The 19,997-nt window shown below is 39.3% G+C and carries 18 protein-coding genes and 1 riboswitch; of the genes, 14 read left to right on the plus strand and 4 right to left on the minus strand.

Annotation, left to right across the window (positions count from 1 at the left end; genetic code table 11):
* Nucleotides 1–5: 5 nt before the first annotated feature.
* The 5 genes from PSF67_RS03235 to iolB all read left to right on the plus strand — a co-directional run bounded on the left by PSF67_RS03235 (nucleotide 6) and on the right by iolB (nucleotide 5,708).
* Nucleotides 6–434, plus strand: a complete 429-nt coding sequence (locus PSF67_RS03235; RefSeq protein WP_004262128.1) for a PTS sugar transporter subunit IIA — start codon at nucleotides 6–8, stop codon at nucleotides 432–434.
* 315 nt (nucleotides 435–749) lie between these two features.
* Nucleotides 750–1,883 carry a Gfo/Idh/MocA family protein gene (locus tag PSF67_RS03240; protein ID WP_272676520.1) on the plus strand — a complete coding sequence of 378 codons (1,134 nt, stop codon included), beginning with the start codon at nucleotides 750–752 and terminating at the stop codon, nucleotides 1,881–1,883.
* 25 nt (nucleotides 1,884–1,908) lie between these two features.
* Nucleotides 1,909–3,813, plus strand: coding sequence for a bifunctional 5-dehydro-2-deoxygluconokinase/5-dehydro-2-deoxyphosphogluconate aldolase (locus PSF67_RS03245; protein ID WP_272676521.1), 1,905 nt, complete (start codon nucleotides 1,909–1,911; stop codon nucleotides 3,811–3,813).
* Nucleotides 3,814–3,843: 30 nt separating this feature from the next.
* On the plus strand, nucleotides 3,844–4,737 hold the full coding sequence (iolE, locus tag PSF67_RS03250; protein WP_102137351.1) for a myo-inosose-2 dehydratase: 894 nt from the start codon (nucleotides 3,844–3,846) through the stop codon (nucleotides 4,735–4,737).
* A gap of 140 nt (nucleotides 4,738–4,877) precedes the next feature.
* The gene (gene iolB, locus PSF67_RS03255; protein ID WP_272676522.1) at nucleotides 4,878–5,708 is read left to right on the plus strand and encodes a 5-deoxy-glucuronate isomerase; all 831 of its coding nucleotides are present in this window, start codon (nucleotides 4,878–4,880) and stop codon (nucleotides 5,706–5,708) included.
* An 80-nt stretch (nucleotides 5,709–5,788) separates the two neighbouring features.
* Here the strand turns inward: iolB and PSF67_RS03260 are convergent, their stop codons facing one another.
* Entirely contained in the window at nucleotides 5,789–6,757 is a 969-nt protein-coding gene (locus PSF67_RS03260) for an FUSC family protein (RefSeq protein ID WP_102137353.1), read from the minus strand.
* Between the two features lie 210 nt (nucleotides 6,758–6,967).
* On the opposite strand from PSF67_RS03260, the gene PSF67_RS03265 reads away from it, so the two are divergent.
* The gene (locus PSF67_RS03265) at nucleotides 6,968–7,588 is read left to right on the plus strand and encodes a malonate decarboxylase holo-ACP synthase (protein WP_102137354.1); all 621 of its coding nucleotides are present in this window, start codon (nucleotides 6,968–6,970) and stop codon (nucleotides 7,586–7,588) included.
* A gap of 140 nt (nucleotides 7,589–7,728) precedes the next feature.
* Here PSF67_RS03265 and PSF67_RS03270 read toward each other — a convergent pair whose 3' ends face one another.
* Nucleotides 7,729–8,358 (minus strand): glutathione S-transferase family protein, encoded by a 630-nt coding sequence (locus tag PSF67_RS03270; RefSeq protein ID WP_272676523.1) that lies wholly within the window; start codon nucleotides 8,356–8,358, stop codon nucleotides 7,729–7,731.
* Between the two features lie 381 nt (nucleotides 8,359–8,739).
* Here PSF67_RS03270 and PSF67_RS03275 point away from each other — a divergent pair, with 381 nt between their 5' ends.
* The 5 genes from PSF67_RS03275 to tehB all read left to right on the plus strand — a co-directional run bounded on the left by PSF67_RS03275 (nucleotide 8,740) and on the right by tehB (nucleotide 13,247).
* Complete coding sequence (locus tag PSF67_RS03275; RefSeq protein ID WP_166265462.1) at nucleotides 8,740–9,297, plus strand: cytochrome b; 558 nt, start codon at nucleotides 8,740–8,742, stop codon at nucleotides 9,295–9,297.
* A gap of 13 nt (nucleotides 9,298–9,310) precedes the next feature.
* Complete coding sequence (locus tag PSF67_RS03280; RefSeq protein WP_102137357.1) at nucleotides 9,311–9,889, plus strand: YceI family protein; 579 nt, start codon at nucleotides 9,311–9,313, stop codon at nucleotides 9,887–9,889.
* A 318-nt stretch (nucleotides 9,890–10,207) separates the two neighbouring features.
* Nucleotides 10,208–10,981, plus strand: coding sequence for a topoisomerase IV (locus PSF67_RS03285; RefSeq protein ID WP_272676524.1), 774 nt, complete (start codon nucleotides 10,208–10,210; stop codon nucleotides 10,979–10,981).
* A gap of 174 nt (nucleotides 10,982–11,155) precedes the next feature.
* Nucleotides 11,156–12,235 (plus strand): linear amide C-N hydrolase, encoded by a 1,080-nt coding sequence (locus PSF67_RS03290; RefSeq protein ID WP_195697552.1) that lies wholly within the window; start codon nucleotides 11,156–11,158, stop codon nucleotides 12,233–12,235.
* A 121-nt stretch (nucleotides 12,236–12,356) separates the two neighbouring features.
* The gene (gene tehB, locus PSF67_RS03295; RefSeq protein WP_210843317.1) at nucleotides 12,357–13,247 is read left to right on the plus strand and encodes an SAM-dependent methyltransferase TehB; all 891 of its coding nucleotides are present in this window, start codon (nucleotides 12,357–12,359) and stop codon (nucleotides 13,245–13,247) included.
* A gap of 70 nt (nucleotides 13,248–13,317) precedes the next feature.
* On the opposite strand, the gene clcA is transcribed toward tehB, so the two are convergent.
* A complete protein-coding gene (gene clcA / locus PSF67_RS03300; protein ID WP_102137361.1) occupies nucleotides 13,318–14,715 on the minus strand; it encodes a H(+)/Cl(-) exchange transporter ClcA in 1,398 nt (465 codons plus the stop codon).
* Between the two features lie 305 nt (nucleotides 14,716–15,020).
* Here clcA and hcp point away from each other — a divergent pair, with 305 nt between their 5' ends.
* Nucleotides 15,021–16,673, plus strand: coding sequence for a hydroxylamine reductase (hcp, locus tag PSF67_RS03305; RefSeq protein WP_102137362.1), 1,653 nt, complete (start codon nucleotides 15,021–15,023; stop codon nucleotides 16,671–16,673).
* A gap of 75 nt (nucleotides 16,674–16,748) precedes the next feature.
* A complete protein-coding gene (gene hcr / locus PSF67_RS03310) occupies nucleotides 16,749–17,753 on the plus strand; it encodes an NADH oxidoreductase (RefSeq protein ID WP_272676525.1) in 1,005 nt (334 codons plus the stop codon).
* Between the two features lie 101 nt (nucleotides 17,754–17,854).
* Here the strand turns inward: hcr and PSF67_RS03315 are convergent, their stop codons facing one another.
* Nucleotides 17,855–18,091, minus strand: a complete 237-nt coding sequence (locus PSF67_RS03315) for a HEAT repeat domain-containing protein (RefSeq protein ID WP_102137364.1) — start codon at nucleotides 18,089–18,091, stop codon at nucleotides 17,855–17,857.
* Between the two features lie 586 nt (nucleotides 18,092–18,677).
* Nucleotides 18,678–18,850, plus strand: a riboswitch (M-box (ykoK) riboswitch).
* 72 nt (nucleotides 18,851–18,922) lie between these two features.
* Here PSF67_RS03315 and PSF67_RS03320 point away from each other — a divergent pair.
* Nucleotides 18,923–19,993, plus strand: coding sequence for a magnesium transporter (locus PSF67_RS03320; protein ID WP_102137365.1), 1,071 nt, complete (start codon nucleotides 18,923–18,925; stop codon nucleotides 19,991–19,993).
* Nucleotides 19,994–19,997 lie beyond the last annotated feature (4 nt).

The raw sequence follows: 19,997 nt of genomic DNA on the forward strand, positions 1-19,997 counted from the left end.
TGGATATGATAGAACAACTAACCACAAGTAATTTGCATTTAGGTTGTCAGGCAAGAAATAAAGCTGAAGTACTCAAAATGGTTGGTACGGAATTTAAAAATAAAGGTTATGTTGATAGGGACTGTGTCCATTTCTTAACGGAAAGGGAACAACAGATATCAACATTCTTGGGGAATGGTATCACATTGCCACATCTCCCTAAGTCGGCCAATGATATTATCTTGCATACTGGTGTTGAAATTTTTCAATTCCCTGATGGTGTGATATGGGACAGAACCAATGTGATGTTTATCGCAATAGGTGTGATTGCAAAATCAAGGGAACATATTGATGTACTTAGGGAAATAGCATTGATTTTTAGTGATGAATTTATTGCCAATGCATTGTCTCTGACGTCAAGTAAGGAAGAGTTTTTAAGTATTCTTCATCGCTAGTTTTTGCTTTTGAAGAGAGTATGGGATTTTTGTCGGATCCCATACTCAATAAATTTCATTTTTAGTTATTCTATTTCATTTCATTCCGCTCTATTACGTCCCTATTGTTTTCTATTCCTCTGAATTGAATGTTTATTTTCTTATATATTAACTAATTACATCAAAAGTTAACGTCAGATCACATAATGAAATTAATATTTCCAACAATATTGAAAATGAAATGAATGTTCCGTATAACATGATTATTGAAATAAAATCTGGAACGAATATTGGGCCAGCCATTGCACTACAGGAAATGAGCGAGAGGTAGAACAGATGAAAGAGATCCGTATCGGGATGATAGGTACTGGCTATATAGGGCGAGCTCATGCCATTGCTTATGCACAAGCTCCAACCGTTTTTCCATTGCAGGGGAAATTGGTTCGCGAAATGATTGCAGAAATTACCCCTGAGCTAGCACAAACCCGAGCTCAGGAAATGGGGTTTAACCGTGCAACAGATGACTGGCGCAAATTAGTTGCAGATCCAAATATTGATGTAGTGGATATTTGTTCGCCTAATTTCCTGCACAAAGAAATGGCAATGGAAGCTATCAAGCATGGTAAACATGTTTATTGTGAAAAACCATTAGCGCTCAATTCTGAAGATGCCAAAGAAATGGTCGAAGCGGCTAAAAAGGCTGGCGTCCTAACGTTAGTGGGTTTTAACTATATGAAAAACCCCACCTCGCAACTAGCCAAAGAAATTATTGCTAATGGTGAAATCGGCGAAGTTATCCATTTTTATGGCACCCATAATGAAGATTATATGGCTGACCCTAGCGCGCCAATTCACTGGCATTGTTTTAAAGAAAAAGCAGGGTTAGGTGCTTTGGGGGACTTATCTGCACACATTATCAATATGGCGCAATTCCTAGTAGGCGATATTGAAACTGTCTGTGGTGATATGGAAATTGTGATTAAACAGCGTCCTGAAAAGGCGGGTTCAACCGTTATGGTTACGGTTGAAAATGAAGACCAAGCGCATGCCATGGTACGTTTTGCTGGCGGCGCCATGGGCGTCATTGAAACTTCACGCATCGCAGCTGGCCGTAAAATGGGGCTAACCTATGTGGTGACAGGCACCAAAGGAACGCTGTCTTTCACTCAAGAACGAATGGCAGAGCTAAAGCTCTATCGTCATGATGAACCTAGCAACCGCCAAGGCTTTAAAACCATTTTTGTTGGGCCAGAGCACCCAGATTACGCGCCATTTTGTAATGGTGCGGGTCATGGTATTGGCTTCAATGACCAAAAAACGGTCGAAATACGCGATTTAATTGATGGTGTTGCAACAGGGCAACCAATGTGGCCTGATTTTGAAGAAGGCTGGAAAGTATCACGAATATTAGACGCGATAGCACGTTCATATGATGAACAACGTTGGGTTAACGTTAAAGAAATCAATTAATTCTGTTGTAGTTAAGGGGTAATTAATGGATAAGCAGAAGAAGTTAGATGTTATCTGTATGGGCCGTATTGCCGTTGACCTGTACGGACAACAGATAGGTTCTCGTTTAGAAGATGTGAGCTCGTTTGCCAAATATTTAGGCGGCTCTTCAGGAAACGTTGCATTCGGCACTGCAATACAAGGATTGAAATCATCAATGCTTGCCCGTGTGGGGGATGAGCACATGGGGCGTTTTTTACGTGAGGAATTACAGCGTGTAGGTTGTGATACCAGCCATCTTATAACAGACAAAGACAGATTAACGGCATTAGTTATCTTAGGGATCAAAGATCAGGATACTTTCCCATTAATTTTTTATCGTGATAACTGTGCTGATATGGCGATTACGCCAAATGATTTTACGGAAGAATATATTGCATCCGCACGTTGCTTGGCAATTACAGGAACGCATTTATCTAATCCAAAAACTCGCGCTGCAGTATTGAAAGCATTGGAATATGCTAAACGTAATAACGTCAAAACAGCTATTGATATCGATTATCGCCCAGTCTTATGGGGGCTGACCTCTTTGGGTGATGGTGAAACGCGCTTTATTGCTTCCGATAGTGTCACGCAACAACTGCAAGATGTGTTATCGATGTTCGATTTGATTGTCGGGACAGAAGAGGAGTTTCATATTGCAGGTGGGACAACGGATACTGTACAAGCACTCAAGAACATTCGCCAATTAACGGATGCGGAACTGGTGTGTAAACGTGGCTCTCTTGGCTGCTCCGTATTTAGCGGTGCGATCCCTGAAACGCTGGACGAAGGGATCACCGTTCATGGTGTGAGAGTTGAAGTACTTAACGTATTAGGTGCTGGCGATGCATTTATGTCTGGCCTACTACGCGGTTATTTAAACGGTGATGGTTGGGAAAAAGCCTGCGCCTACGCGAATGCTTGTGGGGCTTTAGTGGTTTCGCGCCATGGCTGTGCGCCTGCAATGCCAACAAAAATCGAGTTAGATAATTACCTTGACCGTGCTGCGGCAGTTCCTCGCCCAGATCTCGACCCGATGCTTAACCATTTGCACCGTGTAACCACACGCAGCACACAATGGAATGAACTTTGTGTCATGGCATTCGACCATCGCATTCAATTTGTTGACATGGCACGCCTCGCAGGGGTTGATATTTCTTGCATTCCAACCCTGAAAAAATTGATTTACCGCGCTAGTAGTGAAGTGGCCGAAGAGGCAAATCTGCAGGGGAAAGCAGGGTTACTCTGTGATAGTACATTTGGCCAAGACGTATTGAATGATGTGACCGGACGTGGTTGGTGGATAGGCCGCCCAATCGAGCTACCTGCCTCAAGACCATTATGTTTAGAGCATGGCAATATCGGCTCTCAGCTGATTAGCTGGCCAAAAGAGCATATTGTGAAATGTTTGGTATTTTTCCACCCAGAAGACAACCATCCACTGCGCTTAGAGCAAGAAAAAACCGTTCAAGAAGTGTATAGCGCATGCTGCCAATCAGGGCATGAATTATTGCTCGAGGTGATATTGCCCGCAGATATGGAACGCAACGATGAGCTGTATTTACGTGCAATCAAACGCTTCTATAACTTAGGTATCAAGCCTGACTGGTGGAAATTGCCACCACTACAAGCGGAAAACTGGGATGCCGTTGATCAATTAATTCAAGAACGTGACCCTTATTGCCGCGGTGTCGTGCTCTTAGGGCTTGATGCACCACAAGCTGAGTTACAAGCTGGTTTCAATGCAGCAGCAGGGAAATCAATCGTCAAAGGATTTGCCGTTGGCCGGACTTTATTTGGTAAGCCTTCGTTGGAGTGGATGAAAGGTGAAATCAATGACGATGAGCTGGTACAGAAAATCAAAACTAATTACTTAAACCTGATAGCCCTATGGCGTCAGCGTAAATAATATTACTTTTACCTACACAGGAGCTTCATCATGGCAATCCAACTTGGTATCAACCCGTTGACATGGACGAATGATGATTTACCCACTTTAGGGGCAGAAACGTCTCTAGAAACATGCTTAACTGAAGGCCGTCAAGCAGGTTTCGCTGGTTTTGAGTTAGGTAATAAATTTCCACGTAAAGCGGAAATTTTAGGGCCGATTTTAAAACAGCATGACTTACAACTGGTTTCAGGCTGGTATTCGGGAGAATTATTATCTCGCAGTGTGGAAGAAGAAATTGAAGCGGTACAAGAGCACTTAGCGTTATTGCGTGATTTAGGCGCTAAAGTGATGGTTTTTGCGGAAGTGACCCATTGTATTCATGGCGATCAAAATAAACCTGTTCATATGCGTCCATTGTTCCCAGCCGACCAATGGGAAGAATACGGCAAGAAACTGACTGAATTCGCAAAGTATACGTTATCTCAAGGTGTGAAAATTGCCTATCACCACCATATGGGAACTGTGATCGAGTCTGCAGAGGATGTGGATAATTTAATGAAGCACACGGGTGATGAGGTCGGTTTATTGCTAGATACTGGCCATTTAACCTTTGCTGGCGCAGACCCTGTTGAAGTGGCAAAACGTTGGGCAAAACGTATCAATCACGTGCATTGCAAAGATGTCCGTGCAGATGTCCTAAAAGATGTTAAAAACCGTAAAACCAGCTTCTTAGATGCAGTATTAGCAGGGGTGTTCACGGTACCTGGAGATGGCTGTGTTAACTATCCCGAAGTGTTTAAAGTATTGAAAAATAGCCAATATGAAAATGGTTGGCTAGTGGTTGAAGCAGAGCAAGACCCTGCGATTGCACACCCATTGACTTATGCCACACTGGGTTATAAAAATCTGTCTAAGTTTGCTAAGGATGCAGGTTTAATCTAAATCGTCGTCATATTTCAGTCTGTGGCGTTGTTGGCTTCGTTTGCCAACTCTAGCCACAAACTGAAATATTTAATTGATAAAAAGGTTAGTGGCTGAAAAGAATTACCTATCTATAACCTAAAAAGTGTCAGAGGAAAGTTATGTCAAAATTACTGTCGAAATACCATGCTCCAGATGCACATAAGCGTACTCAGCATATCACTCCACAAATTGCTAGCTGGGGATATGTTCACTTTGATGTATTTGAATTAAAACAAGGCGAATCAATCTCTTTGCCTGCTTCTGAAAACGAAATGTGCTTAGTGCTGGTGGCGGGGAAAGCGACGATTAAAACGCCTAATCAAACGTTTGAAAATATTGGCGACCGTATGGAGCCTTTCGAACGCAAAAAACCTTATGCGGTCTATGTTACAGCACAAGAGTTTGCTGAAGTCATCGCAGATACCGACCTTGAATTGGCAGTTTGTAAGGCTAAAGGAAAAGGAACGTATCCAACTCGTTTAATTGGCCCTGATGATATTAGTGCGGAACAACGTGGCCATGGTTATAACAAACGCTATGTGCATAATATTTTGCCGGATGATAAAGCGGCTGACAGCTTATTAGTTGTGGAGGTCTTTACAGACGAAGGCTGCACTAGTTCTTATCCAAGTCATAAACATGACACCGATAATGAACCCAATGAAACTTATCTAGAAGAAACCTATTATCATCGTTTAAACCCATCTCAAGGTTTCTGCATGCAGCGCGTTTATACGGATGACCGAGAGTTAGATGAGTGTATGGCGGTGTATAACAAAGATGTTGTCATGGTACCAAAAGGGTATCATCCAATAGCGACTGTGGCGGGTTATGATAACTATTACCTTAATGTGATGGCAGGGCCAACACGTAAGTGGTTATTTACATGGGAAAAAGACCATAACTGGGTGAATAGCGAAGCCTATGCCGCTAAACACCGTGAAAAGTAAGTCAAAACAGTAATATGTGAATTAAGTTCTGTTATCTATCTTTGCCGGTAAATATTTACCGGCTTTTTTTATACCTAAATTTATTTTGTTTCTCTAAATAACTTCAAGATAATACTCGTCATAATGGCGATGGCTCCCCCTAAGGCAGTTTCAAGAACGCGGTCAAACAATAGTTCATAGGTTGGGTGACGCCAATATACAACGAGCTCAAGAATGGACAAAATTAAGCTTGTCACGACAAACGTCATAAATGTATATCCGTGATGAAAACTCATTGGCATTAAAAAGGCGAATACCACAACTGCAATTAAACCGATGTATGGCATAAAGGGTAAATTGAACAGAAAATATAGTAATAAGACAGAAATGAGGCTGCCTAAGACCCTCTGCAAAGTAATTTTAACGATACTTTGTGATTTTGGGTGCAATACAAAAACGAAGGTCAGTAATGTCCAATAAAAGTGCCCTAGATCTATACTGCGTGGAATGGCTAGTGTGAGTAATAACCCGAAAGTATAAATCATTGAACGTGGAATAATGTTTTTTCTTAAGGTAAACAAATTTTGTTCAACTAAAGCACTCGTAATTACGCTATGGCGTGTCATTTTATGGCTAAGGACATAATACGTAATCAACGTGACTCCACTGCCAATAATAAAGCCTAACGCTAAGCTCTTCGATATATCAGGTAATATGGTCCCAATTGTTGACATGATGATCATAAACTTCATGGTTAAATCCATCGCGGGATCTGTGCCATACAGTTGGTAATAAATGAACGAAAAAATAGCGAGATAAATATAATATGCTGTACCGAGACGTAAGGTATCGCCAATAAAAATAGCCACTAAAATCATCAACAAACAACAAGCCGTGTAGGCATAGTTTTTATATTCTTTTGCCGCATTAAATAAATTGAATGAATACAGTGTTGAGAATGTTGCCCACATTGCGGCTTGTGCATCTAAAATCACAAAAGCGGTTGCGGCACTAAAAAACATACAACTGGTAAAAATAACGCCATCGTGGATAGCAGGAAACGTTCTCATAATGCGATGCTCAAAAAAAGATACCTAACTTATTAATTAATAACATAATTAGATAATATATGGTATGAAATTTCAAGGTGAAAACTCAGTATTTATGACAAGTTATCATTAAATGGCATCAGTGAAATTGTTGGTTGCGATATTCTGTTTTTATGTGACAAAAAAGGCATAATAGGGGTGAGCAGTCGTAGCAATCATAAAGGGAATAAAATGCAAATAATTAATCCGCATGATTTTGTTTGGGTTGGTAGTAATGAAGACGTTGCGCTAGATACGCTTCCAGAATGGGTTGCCTCACAGTGGAATAATAAACTTCCTCTGACTGTTTATCGAGATAAAGCAGAAAATAACAAGCTAACAGTTGCTATCAGAGGCATAAAACCACATCAACGTGTGACCACTCAGATTGAAAAATCGGCGATCACTCACATTATGAATGTTGAGTCACTGGTTGCTAATTCAGTTGAATTACAACGTTCTATGTTTATTGCATTACCGCCAGTTCAAGTTTTATGGATAATTTCACAGACTAAATGGCCTTGGCAATGGGGAGTTGCAGGGAGTTGTGCTTACACTTTAGCGACAGATATCCAAAGTATGTTGTCAGACTGCGACCTTGATGTGGTCATTCGCTGCCCACATCCTCAAGAAAAAGAGGATTTTGCTGAGTTTGCTATTAAGGCGAATACTCCTTATTGCCCAATTGATATTCATATCGAAACCCCTAAAGGTGGGTTTTCATTAGCTGAGTGGTTTAAAAATGAACAAGTTACATTACATACACCACTTGGCGACGTGATGACGTCAGACCCTTGGGATGAAAAGCTATAGGCGGTTAATTGTCTGTTAAATAACCTATCGTGGTTTGAATAGCCAGCAAATTGGTTAAATATTAATTTTGATGTTCGAGCAGGCGATTTTTTTCTAATCAAATAAAATGGAGGCACATATTGCCTCCTTATTCGCCCATTTTAATGCTCAATATTCGGCTCTTGTAAGCCGGCTTCATGCCACTCTTTCATTGCGGGTAAAACTAAAATTCGGTCAACCCATTGTTTAGCCGCTGGGTTTACAGGTAAGTGATAACTGCGAATTCGGAAGGCAACTGGTGCAAAAAAAGCATCTACAGCCGTAAATTCACTACCTGCAAGCCAAGGGCCACCAAATTGGTTTAGCCCATCTTGCCATAATTTCTGCAAGCGGTTTAAGTCAGTTTGTAATTCAATTGAAATATTATTAAGTGGTGCATTATGAGCACCATCCATAGGACACTGCTGGCGTAGTGCACTAAAACCTGAGTGCATTTCTGCGCTAGCACTTCGAGCCCATGCTCTGGCTTTGCGATCTTTTGGCCAGACTTGAGGAAAGTCTTCTGCAATATATTCGCAAATGGATAAAGAATCCCATATTGTTTGGTTTTCATCGATTAAACAAGGGACTAAACCGGTAGGGGAAAAACGACTGAATTTTTCATGGCTGCTTTTACCGTTTTCAAATAAACACAAATTTTCTTCAAACGGGATTTGTAATACCTTTAGTAAAACCCATGGGCGCAATGACCATGAAGAGTAGTTTTTATTTGCTATCCAAAGTTTATACATAGTATTTAACCTATCAGTCAGTTCGCAATATTAAAAGGAAGAATACCAATGTATGGGGAAAAAGGCAGACCTACAAATGTTATTTTATCGAAAATAGCTTATATCTATTAGGAATAAGTTAGATTTAATTGAAATTAATAAATAAATGAACTAAGTATTTAGTTACGACCATTTACAAAAGTGGAAGAATCTTTATTCAACTTTTATAATTAAAACTAGACAAAATCAAATAGTAATCTATTTTTTATTATGTTGATCGTATTTGAATATCTTCAACAAAATATTTGTTTAACTTTGGGATAGGAATAAAATTAATTTCACCTTATGATTATTACGGCTTAGTTAATAAAATATTACCTTCTTCTCTAAATGGTTTTTATCATGCAATGGAAAAATAATGCAAGCCGCTATGGGCATATCTCTTTGCTCGTACATTGGCTGGTCGCAATTGTCGTATATGGAATGTTCGCTTTAGGTTTATGGATGGTGACACTAGGTTATTATGATAGTTGGTATCATCAAGCTCCAGAGATACATAAAAGTATAGGAATATTATTATTTATTGTTATGGCATTTCGTGTGATTTGGCGATTTATTTCACCGCCACCGAAGCCATTAGCAAGCTACAGTAAATTAACGAAAGCTAGCTCTATTATTGTTCAAATTCTGATTTATATTATTTTATTCAGTATTTTGATCAGCGGTTACTTAATCTCAACCGCTGATGGACAGCCTATCAGTGTATTTGGTTGGTTTGATGTGCCTGCACTATTTACTGGCGCTGCAACACAAGCGGATACCGCAGGTGAAGTTCATTTATATTTAGCTTGGGCAGTGGTTTTATTATCAGTGTTGCATGCTTTTGCAGCTTTTAAACATCACTTTTTTGATCGTGATATTACATTAAAAAGAATATTGGGTTTTAACCCCGATAAGTAACGTGGAGATAATTATGTTGAAGAAAACGGTTCTTGGTCTGGCTACTGGTGCACTTTTTTTAACGGCAGGTTCAGCATTAGCAGAAACTTACCAATTTGATAAGCAAGGCCAACACGCGTTTATTGAATTTCGTATTCAGCATTTAGGTTATAGCTGGGTATATGGTAGTTTTAAAGACTTTGATGGGACTTTTACTTATGATGCAAAAGATCCATCAAAAGATAAAGTTGAAGTGACTATCAAGACTGGCAGCATTGACACTAACCATGCAGAGCGTGATAAACATTTACGCAGTGGTGATTTTTTAAATGCAGCAAAATTCCCTGAAGCGAAATTCGTTTCAACAGAAGTGAAGAAAGACGGTGAAGCATACAAAATAACGGGTGATTTCACGTTAAACGGTGTCACTAAACCGATTACGTTAGATGCTAAATTAATGGGCGAAGGTAAAGATCCTTGGGGTGGATACCGTGCAGGTTTTGAAGCTCAAGGTAATATCAAGTTGAAAGAATTTAACATCAAATCTGATTTGGGGCCTAAATCTCAAGAAGCACAACTGTTAATTTCAGTTGAAGGTGTTCAAGTTAAATAAGATTTTTGCCATAAAAAACCTTCGGGCTTTCGAATCCTGAAGGTTTTTTTATATCCAACGTATTATAAATTGCTTCTTTGTGGCAAATTCCCTCGTCTTAACCTCGCAATTTCCTTTATTCCTATAGCTAGACGACTTTGATACAAGCTAAAATAAGCATTATCACTTTTTATAGATCAATTCATGGATTAGCGCTTTAGATACGTGAAGATTAGCGCTTTTAGATGCCATGACATTATATTCAATTAGTTTTGCAATCTATAATCAGCTTGAAAGTGTTTGTGGGGAACCGTTTTACCAAGAAAAGGCAGGGTAACTTTGAATACAAATAACTCACGTAAAACCGCATTAATTGTTAGCATTATTTTTATTGCATTTGCATTCGGTTTTTATTGGTTAAGTAAAGATAACAATGTGTTATCTACAGAAAATAATAGTGCCATTCATTCAGAAGCACTTGCTCAAGTAGAAAAAGAACTGCCGATTATCGCGACGGTTAAGAAAATAAGCCCTGAAACCTACCAAAGTTTTGAGCACTTAATTACACAGTACGACCCAGCTAATGAAGACTTACGCCGCCAACTGTTTGATCAGGTTGTTGGAAATGTCATGAAGTTAGTACTCGAACGAATGGAATATGCCTCTGATGATTCCGTGATTAATTTTACCAGTAGAGTGAATGATTACCTGAAAGTCTTATTGGAAGAAGATCCAACAGGAAAAACATGTTTTTATTCATTGTTTCCGCACCTAAGAGAAACAGCAGAAATTATTCCGCCACAAAAAAGCCAAGCTGTTTTGCTGAAGCAAATTCAGGCAACTAATGAACTCTTAATTTCCAGTGAGGAAGGCGTAAGACAGACGTTGATGTCCTCTAAAGAGTATTCGGATGAGTTAACGCAACTTGCTAGCGGTCTTTCTGCAAAGTATGGTGCAGATACTGCAATCCTTGGGAATTTAGAGGCTGGGAAGAAATCTCCTGCACTAGCTTGCCGTATTTCTATCAGCTTTTATGATGAAATATTATCGATTCCAGATAATCCGAAAAAAGCCGCATTGTTACGTTCTTTATTTTTATCAGTAAATAATTAATTCTTTCTCGCAAAATGGCACTGGTTAATATGGGTGCCATTTTGTGTCATTATTTATTATATTTCATTGTGTTAATCGCACTTTTTTTAATACATTATTCTTTGAGCATAAATAGTTCGTATTTATGTAGTATGCTTATTATGTAAATTTATTTTTAACTATTTTGGAGATGGCATGCAATTTATTAAGAAAAGTATCGTAGCACTTGCCGCAACTGCAGCGATATCAATGCCGATTACAGTTAGCCAAGCTTGTACTCGAGTTGTTTATTTAGGTGAAAATGAACAAATAATGACCGGAAGAACAATGGATTGGAAATACGATATTGGTACCAATCTATGGATCTTTCCTCGAGGCATGGAGCGTGACGGTATTGCAGGGCCTAACTCTTTAAAATGGAAATCAAAATACGGTAGTGTGATAGCCTCGGGTTATGACATTTCAACGACTGATGGAGTGAACGAGGAAGGCCTTGTTGCTAATTTACTCTGGCTTGCGGAATCAAAATACCCTCAACTCGATAACAAGCAACCTGCATTGTCGATATCTTTATGGGCGCAATATGTTCTAGATAATTATGCGACAGTAGAAGAGGCGGTAGCTGACCTAGAAAAAAATCCACTTGTCGTCGCAACGGATAATGTTCCAGGACAAGATAGACTAGCAACGTTGCATTTATCATTATCAGATGCGAGTGGCGATAGCGCAATTATTGAATATATTGATGGTAAGCAGGTCATTCATCATAGCCGCAAATATCAAGTGATGACTAACTCACCGGCTTATGAAAAGCAATTAGCAATGCAGGAATATTGGCAAGGTATTGGTGGCACTGTCATGTTACCGGGGACTAACCGTTCCGCTGATAGATTTGCTCGTGCTCAGTTTTATATTAATGCAATCCCTCAAAAAACAACACCTAATAAAGCGGTAGCTAGCGTTTTCAGTGTGGTACGTAATGTGTCCGTTCCTTACGGATTGACGTCCGAAAGTTCGCCTGAAATTTCATCTACACGTTGGCGAACATTAGTTGACCATAAACGCCAGCTCTACTTTTTTGAATCGGCATTAACGCCAAATATTTTTTGGACTGATTTAGCAAAAATTGACTTTTCGGCTGAAACGGGAAAAGTGAAGAAATTGGACCTTGGTGAAGAGCAGAGCCATATCTATTCAGGGGATGCGACCAACAGTTATGTAGTTTCAAAACCTTTTGAATTCTTAGGATTAAGCGCGGAACAATTAAGTTATTAATATCGCTTATAAAGCATATCAGCCTTCTTTACCTTTAGGGGGTTGATATGAATCAAGTCCTCGATAGTTTATTCATGAATATTTTGCAGATAGCAAACTAACGGTATAAGATGTATTTAAAATGCAACTTATTGATGGTGATGATATGAATGATCTCGTGTGTTACAAAACTATGCCAGTTTGGAATAAAAATTCCTTACCGTTAATGTTCCAAGAGCGCCATAATACAAAAGAGGATACATACGCACAGTTGAAAGTGCTAAAAGGCTCTTTAGACTTTATCATTTTTAATGAAGATGGCAGCGAGCAACACTTTACCTTTGATATTCATAACCAACCGCCTATTATTGAGCCTCAGGTTTGGCACCGCATTTCCGCGTGTAGTGATGACATGGAGTGCCAACTCGATTTTTTATGCAAATCAGAACTGAAATTTTATAAAGAGCACGGGCTAACGACCCCACATTCAGAAGTGCGCTATTTGTGTGAGAATCACCTTAGTAAGCCATGTAAAACATTGGACTTAGGTTCAGGACGGGGCCGTAATAGTTTTTATCTTGCCTTGCAGGGGTACGACGTGACCTCGGTAGATATTAACCCTCAACATATCCAAGCGATTGACTTTGTTAAAAAACAAGCCGGAGTTGAAAATATTCATACAGCGGTTTACGACATTAATAGTCACCAGATACAAGAGGATTACGAACTTATTATTTCCACTGTTGTACTGATGTTCTTGCAAAGAGAAAAAATTGCCAATGTTATTACTAATATGCAAGAACATACTCTGCCAGGGGGAGTTAACGTTATTGTGTGTGCTGTTGAAACGCCAGATGCACCACTGGATTTAGTGCCATTCAAATGCTTCTTAAAACCAGGCGAGCTAGAAGGGTATTATAAAGATTGGGATATTTTGAAATATAATGAAAATCCTGGTCACTTACATCGCACGGATTCACAAGGTAACCGTATTAAATTAAACTTTGCGACACTCATTGCCAAGAAAAAATAAGTAAGAAACTAGCATAGGTTATCTTAATAAAAGAGTTGCCACTGTCGGCAACTCTTTTTACTTCTACTATTTAAGGTTTGTCAGTGGCGGGGGGAGCGGTTTCTTTTTCGCTACGGGCTAAGGTTTTTTCTAACAACACAGAGTAAAGCGGTTTGCCACCTAAAAATTGAGCCACCATTGTGGCGCCAATGCAGGTAATAATCATAGGTAAGATTAACTGGTAGTTATTTGTCATTTCTAAAACTAAAACTATTCCCGTTAATGGCGCTCTGACGGTTGCGGCAAATAAAGCTCCCATGCCAGCAATAGCGAAAGTAGCCACTTCAATTTGGTAATTAGGGAATATTTCGAGGGCAGCATAGCCGAAAACACCACCAAATAAGGTCCCAAGGGCGAGTAAAGGGGAGAAAATGCCCCCTGGAGCACCAGAGCTAAAGCTGATCGTTGAAGTCAAAAACCGTAAAGCAAAAAATATGAATAACAATGTGATGGTGAATTGGCCTGCAACCATCTGGTGGATCACTGAATAACCACCACCAACAATTTCAGGCAGGTAAACACCAACTGCACCACAGGCACCACCAATTAACCCGCCCATCAAGACAAAGCGAGAAATTTTATTTTGGTAAAATGCTAAAAATTTGCTTTGTAAGTACAATAAAAAGCCATTAAAACAGATACCGATGACACCAAACATTAATCCTAAAATTAAATAAAGCCATAAAGTATTCATTGGCGCAGAAGAAAATTGGCCAATATTTAATACAATAGCTTCCCCATTAATTAACCGATAGACAATCGTGGAGGTAACAACACCGATAAATACCGCTTTAATTGAAATTAAACTGTATTTAAATTGTGGACGCATTTCTTCAATAATAAATAAAATACCGGCTAAAGGGGCATTAAATGCAGTGGATAAACCCGCGGCAGCACCAGAGGCAAGCAACGTATGGCGTGACTCATTGTCTTTTAAACGAAATAAATCATAGAACATTTGGCTAAGGTTCGCACCAAGTTGCACGGTTGGCCCTTCTCGTCCCAATACCATGCCTGAGCCCAATGTCCCTAATCCACCAATAAACTTAACCGGGATGACTCTCCACCACCTTACAGGGCGTAAATCCTGTAATGCACCTTCAATTTCTGGGATCCCAGACCCACCTGATTCAGGAGAGAACCGTTTAACAAGGTAGTAACCTAACATGGCAAGAAGTGCAGAGATAAAAAACATCCCCACAACCATCAACCATTTAGGGGCAACCCATTCACTCACCGATTGAATGCGATAGTTGCTAATCCAAGTTGTTCCTAATTCAAATAGTGAGCCGATAAGACCGACTGCTGCACCAATTAGTGCGGCGAGTAGTAAGATTTTTACAGGTGTTTTATCTGACTCTTTTAACCGTTTAAAAATCCGCAATCTATTTTTCATCATAGATTTACTTACTGAATTTACTTGGCTCATCTTTATTGGATTCTCTTTATACGATGGAATAACAAACACTTATAGGTAAGTATAACAAGAGTTATCGTAAGAACGTTATCAGGAATAAAATAAAATGCAAAATAGGGAATTTAAGCAAGAAAGGTGAAAAATAAAATTAAGCAGCACGAATAGCATACTTTTAATATTGTTAATAGTTCTCATTTGCAATGAATATTAATATAGATCAATAAACCGTTAGATAACGAATAATTCCACTTTTTTATTCTAATAAAGAGCGTAGTCTTAATGTTGTATTTGAAATGCAACTTTAAGAGGCCAACAACATGTACTGTGTGCAATGTGAACAAACAATTAGAACTCCAGCTGGAAATGGCTGTGCATACGCGCAGGGTATGTGCGGTAAAACAGCAGAAACATCTGACCTACAAGATTTATTAGTTGCTGTATTGCAAAGCTTATCTGCAAGCGCAGTCACTGCTCGCTCACTGGGTATTATTGACCATGATATTGATAGTTTTGCTCCGCGCGCATTTTTCTCTACCTTAACCAACGTCAACTTTGATTCAGAGCGTATTATTGGTTATGCCCGTGAAGCTATTTATTTACGTGATAAATTAATCAAACATTGCCTATCTGTGAATAGTGCAGTGGCTTTCAATCACCCATTAATTAATTTGCAATTAAATGGGACTGATATTCCAACCTTGCAGGAACAGGCGGCTCAATTTTCATTAGATATTGATAAAGCTGAAGTCGGTGAAGACATTCACGGTTTACGTATGTTATGCCTGTATGGCTTAAAAGGTGCAGCAGCCTATATGGAACACGCCCATGTTTTAGGCCAGTATGATAATGATGTTTACGGTCAATATCATGAAATTATGGCTTGGCTTGGAACATTGCCATCAGATATGAATGAGCTGCTTGATAATGCCATGGCAATTGGTTTGATGAATTTCAAGATCATGGAAATTCTGGATGCAGGTGAAACGAGTGAATTTGGTCACCCAACGCCAACGGAAGTCAACGTTCGCCCAGTCGCTGGGAAATGTATTTTGATTTCAGGCCATGACCTGAAAGACTTAAAAATGCTGTTAGAGCAAACCGAAGGTACGGGTATCAATATTTATACTCACGGTGAAATGCTGCCAGCACATGGTTACCCAGAACTGAAAAAATACCCTCATTTAGTCGGTAACTATGGTAGCGGTTGGCAAAATCAGCAAGTGGAATTTGCAAAATTCCCAGGGTCTATCTTGATGACCTCTAACTGTATCATTGACCCTGATGTTGGAGATTATAAAGACCGTATCTGGACGCGTAGTATTGTGGGTTGGCCGGGTGCAAAACATTTAGTTGGCGATGATTTTTCTGCAATGATAGCTCAAGCTCAGTCGCTTACCGGTTTCCCGTATACTGAAATCGAGCACAAAATTACCGTTGGTTTTGGTCGTCAAACACTGTTAGGCGCGGCAGATGCGGTGATTGATTTAGTTTCACAGAAAAAATTACGTCACGTATTCCTTGTTGGTGGTTGTGATGGTAGCCGCGGTGAGCGTAGCTATTACACCGATTTTGCGCGTAGTGTGCCTGAAGATTGCTTAATCCTAACACTTGCTTGTGGTAAGTATCGTTTTAACAAATTAGATTTCGGTACATTAGAAGGGCTGCCACGCTTACTGGATGTAGGACAATGTAACGATGCGTATTCTGCAATCATGCTTGCAGTGAATCTATCAGAAAAACTTGGTTGTGGTATTAATGATTTGCCATTGAGTTTGATTCTGTCTTGGTTTGAGCAAAAAGCGATCGTTATCCTCTTAACATTGTTAGCGTTGGGTGTGAAAAATATTTATACCGGCCCAACAGCACCGGGTTTCTTAACTGAAAACTTATTAAATGTGCTAAATGAGAAGTTTGGCATGCGTAGTATTACGACGGTTGAGCAAGATCTGGCAGAAATCTTACCTGCATGATCAATAAAACGATAGAAAAAGCTTAAAAACGATGTGAAAGACGGGGGCTGCGACCCCCTTTAAAGGAGTAGCGCGATGACCATGCCAAGCAGTTTATGTCCAAATAGAATGCAAGTTCATTCGATTATCCAAGAAACATCGGATGTCTGGACAATCAATCTTATCAATCATGATTTTTATACATATTCACCTGGCCAATATGCCTTGGTCAGTATTAAAAATAGTGATGATGTCATGCGTGCTTACACTCTTTCATCATCACCCGGGCAAAGTCGATTTATATCCATTACAGTCAGGCGTTTAGATGAAGGTCAAGGGTCAAATTGGTTAACACGTTCGGTTAAAGAGGGTGACTATCTTTGGCTTTCTGAAGCGCAAGGGGAATTCACATGTGCTAATCTAAAAAATACTCAGTATTTGATGTTAGCAGCAGGGTGTGGTGTGACACCGATTATGTCAATGACTCGTTGGCTGATGGTGAATCGCCCGAGTTCTCATGTAAAAGTACTCTTTAATGTTCGCGATGATAAGCAAGTTATTTTTGCGCAGGAGTGGCAAAAGCTGGTTCAGCTATACCCAGAACGATTGCAGTTGTGTGTCATGCCAGAAACTCCCGATAATGGCGATGTTGCTCAAGGGCGTTTAACTGAAGAGAAACTAAAAGCTTTAGTACCCGATATTGATTCACGAATTGTAATGACATGTGGGCCTGTGCCTTATATGAAAAATGCACAGCAATTTGCTGCGAATTTAGGTGTTCCTACTGAACATTTCTTTATGGAGCGTTTTTCTACTGAACCAGATATTGTTGATAGTGAAGATATTCTTACGTTAAAAATTCGTCAACGATTGGTCGATTTTAAAGTCCCAGTAGGTACTTCTTTATTATCTGCACTGGAGCAAAATAAACAGCCCGTTATTGCGGCTTGCCGAGCAGGGGTTTGTGGAAGCTGTAAAACAAAAGTGCTATCAGGGAAATACACAACAACAAGCACAATGACATTAACTGAAGCAGAAATCGCTGAAGGTTATGTTTTAGCTTGCAGCTGCCAATTACAAGGTAACACTGAAATAGCGTAAAACCATTTAATATACGCAAACTGTCTCATTAGATTATTAATGGGACAGTATTATAAAATAGATCATAGTAATTATTTACAGTACTCAGAATGAGAGTGTAATTAATGTTCTGGTAGTGAACCACGTAAAAAATAAATAGATAGCTTACTCAGTGTATTAATCGCTGATACAGCCACTTCTTTGTTTGGATCTTGACATAACTCTATGATCCGAATGATGGCATCATTATATTCAATCGTTGCTTTGAAATCACCTAAAGCGGAAATAGCTGCAATTTTGATTTCATCGTTTACGCGAAATGTTAAATTTGTTAACATCCCAACAATTACTTTATCCATAATAAAACTTTCACTGTTAAATAAAATAAAAAATATTCTAAGATAATTCCCGTAATATTTAATACTAAATTGATGCTTGATATTAAATATTAACAATCTAAAAAAGTGCTTTCCAATAACAATGTCGATTTAAATAGCGACATAAGTGTATTTTCTTATTTCATTATTTGTTTATTTGCACATTGTTAATATAAAAAACCAATTAGCAGTTGGCATTAGTTATTGCATCTACTCTTATAGGGCGTATTGTTTATATTTAATTATGCTTACTCCTTTATGTTGTTATTTTTGTATTGTAAGGTAAATAGAAGGATAAGTTTTGACTAATTATCGATAAGATTTGTTAAATAATATTACAGATCTTACTTTGATTTATTCAAGGATTGGTTGTAGGGAAGTAACTAAATATATTTATTTTAATTTGAATATCTAATTTTATTATTAGTTACATTTTATTACATTATGTGGATGTAATTCATATGAACTTAAACAGAACTTAAACAATAAGTTTCCCATGCGTAAAAAAACGTAGATATAGGGTGGCAATTAATTCACCAGTGGGTATAATTCGCGCCGCATCCAAAGTGCAGTATCTCGTTAGGCGAGGCTCCTATACAAACATAGGTTACTGATCTGACGACGTCGAGAGACGCCCAAGATCAGGACAGGATATATCGACCGAAGGTATATCCCCATGTAACTTCCTGCTAAAGTCAGGATACGTTGTATAGTGCTAAAACCGAGACGAAGAGATAGCTTTTGCATTCTCTCATCTGGTTTCGCCCCTATGTGAGTACTGTTTGAGTAACCAACAGTAATAGGGACTAAAAAATGACATTCACTACCCAGAACAAAGCGGGAGCAGTTGCTATTGCTCAGTCCGCAATGAAAGGCGCACGCCTCAAAGACAATAATACACAATCACCAAAAGTTGATGATGCAACAGTAAGTGCTTATATGAGCCAATCATATTTGCCAGTATCTGTCGCGGACTCAATAGCTTGCGTGAAACAAAATCTTATTGAGCATCTTGATGGCGAGCAAATCCCAACCTATTTATTTGTTGTCGACAACGACAATTATTTAAATGGTATTCTTTCAGTCAAATCATTATTAGCTTCACCTGAAAATTTATTAGTGTCTGATATCATGCGACACAATTATTTTTCTGTTGCCCCGGAACAGTCGCGTCATGATGTTTATGATCTGATTAATCATAGCGGTTTAGATATGATACCTGTGGTGCAATTTGGCAAATTAATGGGTGTTTTGCGTCCGCAAGATATCGCCGAACTGATTGAAGATGAGAATACACTTGATGCGCAGTTACAAGGCGCGACCACCCCGTTAGATGAGCCTTACTTAACGACAAGCCCTGTAACTCTATGGCGTAAACGTGTCGTTTGGTTGTTGATGCTATTTGTGGCCGAAGCGTATACAGGAACAGTGTTAAAAGCGTTTGAAGAACAACTCGAAGCAGCGATTTCGTTAGCGTTTTTCATTCCACTGTTGATTGGTACAGGCGGTAATAGTGGAACGCAAATTACATCGACATTAGTCCGTGCAATGGCGCTCGGCGAGGTGAGTTTACGCAACCTTGGTACCGTTCTGAAGAAGGAGGTCTCCACCTCATTTTTAGTGGCGGTGACTATCGGTGGTGCAGCATTAATCCGTGCGTGGATTTTAGGTGTTGGCCACGAGGTCACTATTGTGGTTAGCTTAACCATCGTTGCTATCACAATGTGGAGTGCGGTTGTTTCTTCAATTATTCCAATGGTATTGAAGAAGTTAAAAGTGGACCCAGCAGTTGTTTCTGCACCGTTCATTGCGACTTTTATTGATGGAACTGGCTTAATTATCTACTTTGAAATCGCAAAATTAGTGATGACGGAGTTTGCTTAAGCGC

The sequence above is a fragment of the Providencia sp. PROV076 genome (genome assembly GCF_028483405.1).
Lineage (GTDB): Bacteria > Pseudomonadota > Gammaproteobacteria > Enterobacterales > Enterobacteriaceae > Providencia > Providencia huaxiensis.

What these genes read in the sequence shown, in the direction of transcription:
- PSF67_RS03235 (WP_004262128.1), top strand. Translation starts at nt 6, where the DNA reads ATGATAGAACAACTAACCACAAGTAATTTGCATTTAGGTTGTCAGGCA.
- PSF67_RS03240 (WP_272676520.1), top strand. Translation starts at nt 750, where the DNA reads ATGAAAGAGATCCGTATCGGGATGATAGGTACTGGCTATATAGGGCGA.
- PSF67_RS03245 (WP_272676521.1), top strand. Translation starts at nt 1,909, where the DNA reads ATGGATAAGCAGAAGAAGTTAGATGTTATCTGTATGGGCCGTATTGCC.
- iolE (WP_102137351.1), top strand. Translation starts at nt 3,844, where the DNA reads ATGGCAATCCAACTTGGTATCAACCCGTTGACATGGACGAATGATGAT.
- iolB (WP_272676522.1), top strand. Translation starts at nt 4,878, where the DNA reads ATGTCAAAATTACTGTCGAAATACCATGCTCCAGATGCACATAAGCGT.
- PSF67_RS03260 (WP_102137353.1), bottom strand. Translation starts at nt 6,757, where the DNA reads ATGAGAACGTTTCCTGCTATCCACGATGGCGTTATTTTTACCAGTTGT.
- PSF67_RS03265 (WP_102137354.1), top strand. Translation starts at nt 6,968, where the DNA reads ATGCAAATAATTAATCCGCATGATTTTGTTTGGGTTGGTAGTAATGAA.
- PSF67_RS03270 (WP_272676523.1), bottom strand. Translation starts at nt 8,358, where the DNA reads ATGTATAAACTTTGGATAGCAAATAAAAACTACTCTTCATGGTCATTG.
- PSF67_RS03275 (WP_166265462.1), top strand. Translation starts at nt 8,740, where the DNA reads ATGCAATGGAAAAATAATGCAAGCCGCTATGGGCATATCTCTTTGCTC.
- PSF67_RS03280 (WP_102137357.1), top strand. Translation starts at nt 9,311, where the DNA reads ATGTTGAAGAAAACGGTTCTTGGTCTGGCTACTGGTGCACTTTTTTTA.
- PSF67_RS03290 (WP_195697552.1), top strand. Translation starts at nt 11,156, where the DNA reads ATGCAATTTATTAAGAAAAGTATCGTAGCACTTGCCGCAACTGCAGCG.
- tehB (WP_210843317.1), top strand. Translation starts at nt 12,357, where the DNA reads ATGCAACTTATTGATGGTGATGATATGAATGATCTCGTGTGTTACAAA.
- clcA (WP_102137361.1), bottom strand. Translation starts at nt 14,715, where the DNA reads ATGAGCCAAGTAAATTCAGTAAGTAAATCTATGATGAAAAATAGATTG.
- hcp (WP_102137362.1), top strand. Translation starts at nt 15,021, where the DNA reads ATGTACTGTGTGCAATGTGAACAAACAATTAGAACTCCAGCTGGAAAT.
- hcr (WP_272676525.1), top strand. Translation starts at nt 16,749, where the DNA reads ATGACCATGCCAAGCAGTTTATGTCCAAATAGAATGCAAGTTCATTCG.
- PSF67_RS03315 (WP_102137364.1), bottom strand. Translation starts at nt 18,091, where the DNA reads ATGGATAAAGTAATTGTTGGGATGTTAACAAATTTAACATTTCGCGTA.
- PSF67_RS03320 (WP_102137365.1), top strand. Translation starts at nt 18,923, where the DNA reads ATGACATTCACTACCCAGAACAAAGCGGGAGCAGTTGCTATTGCTCAG.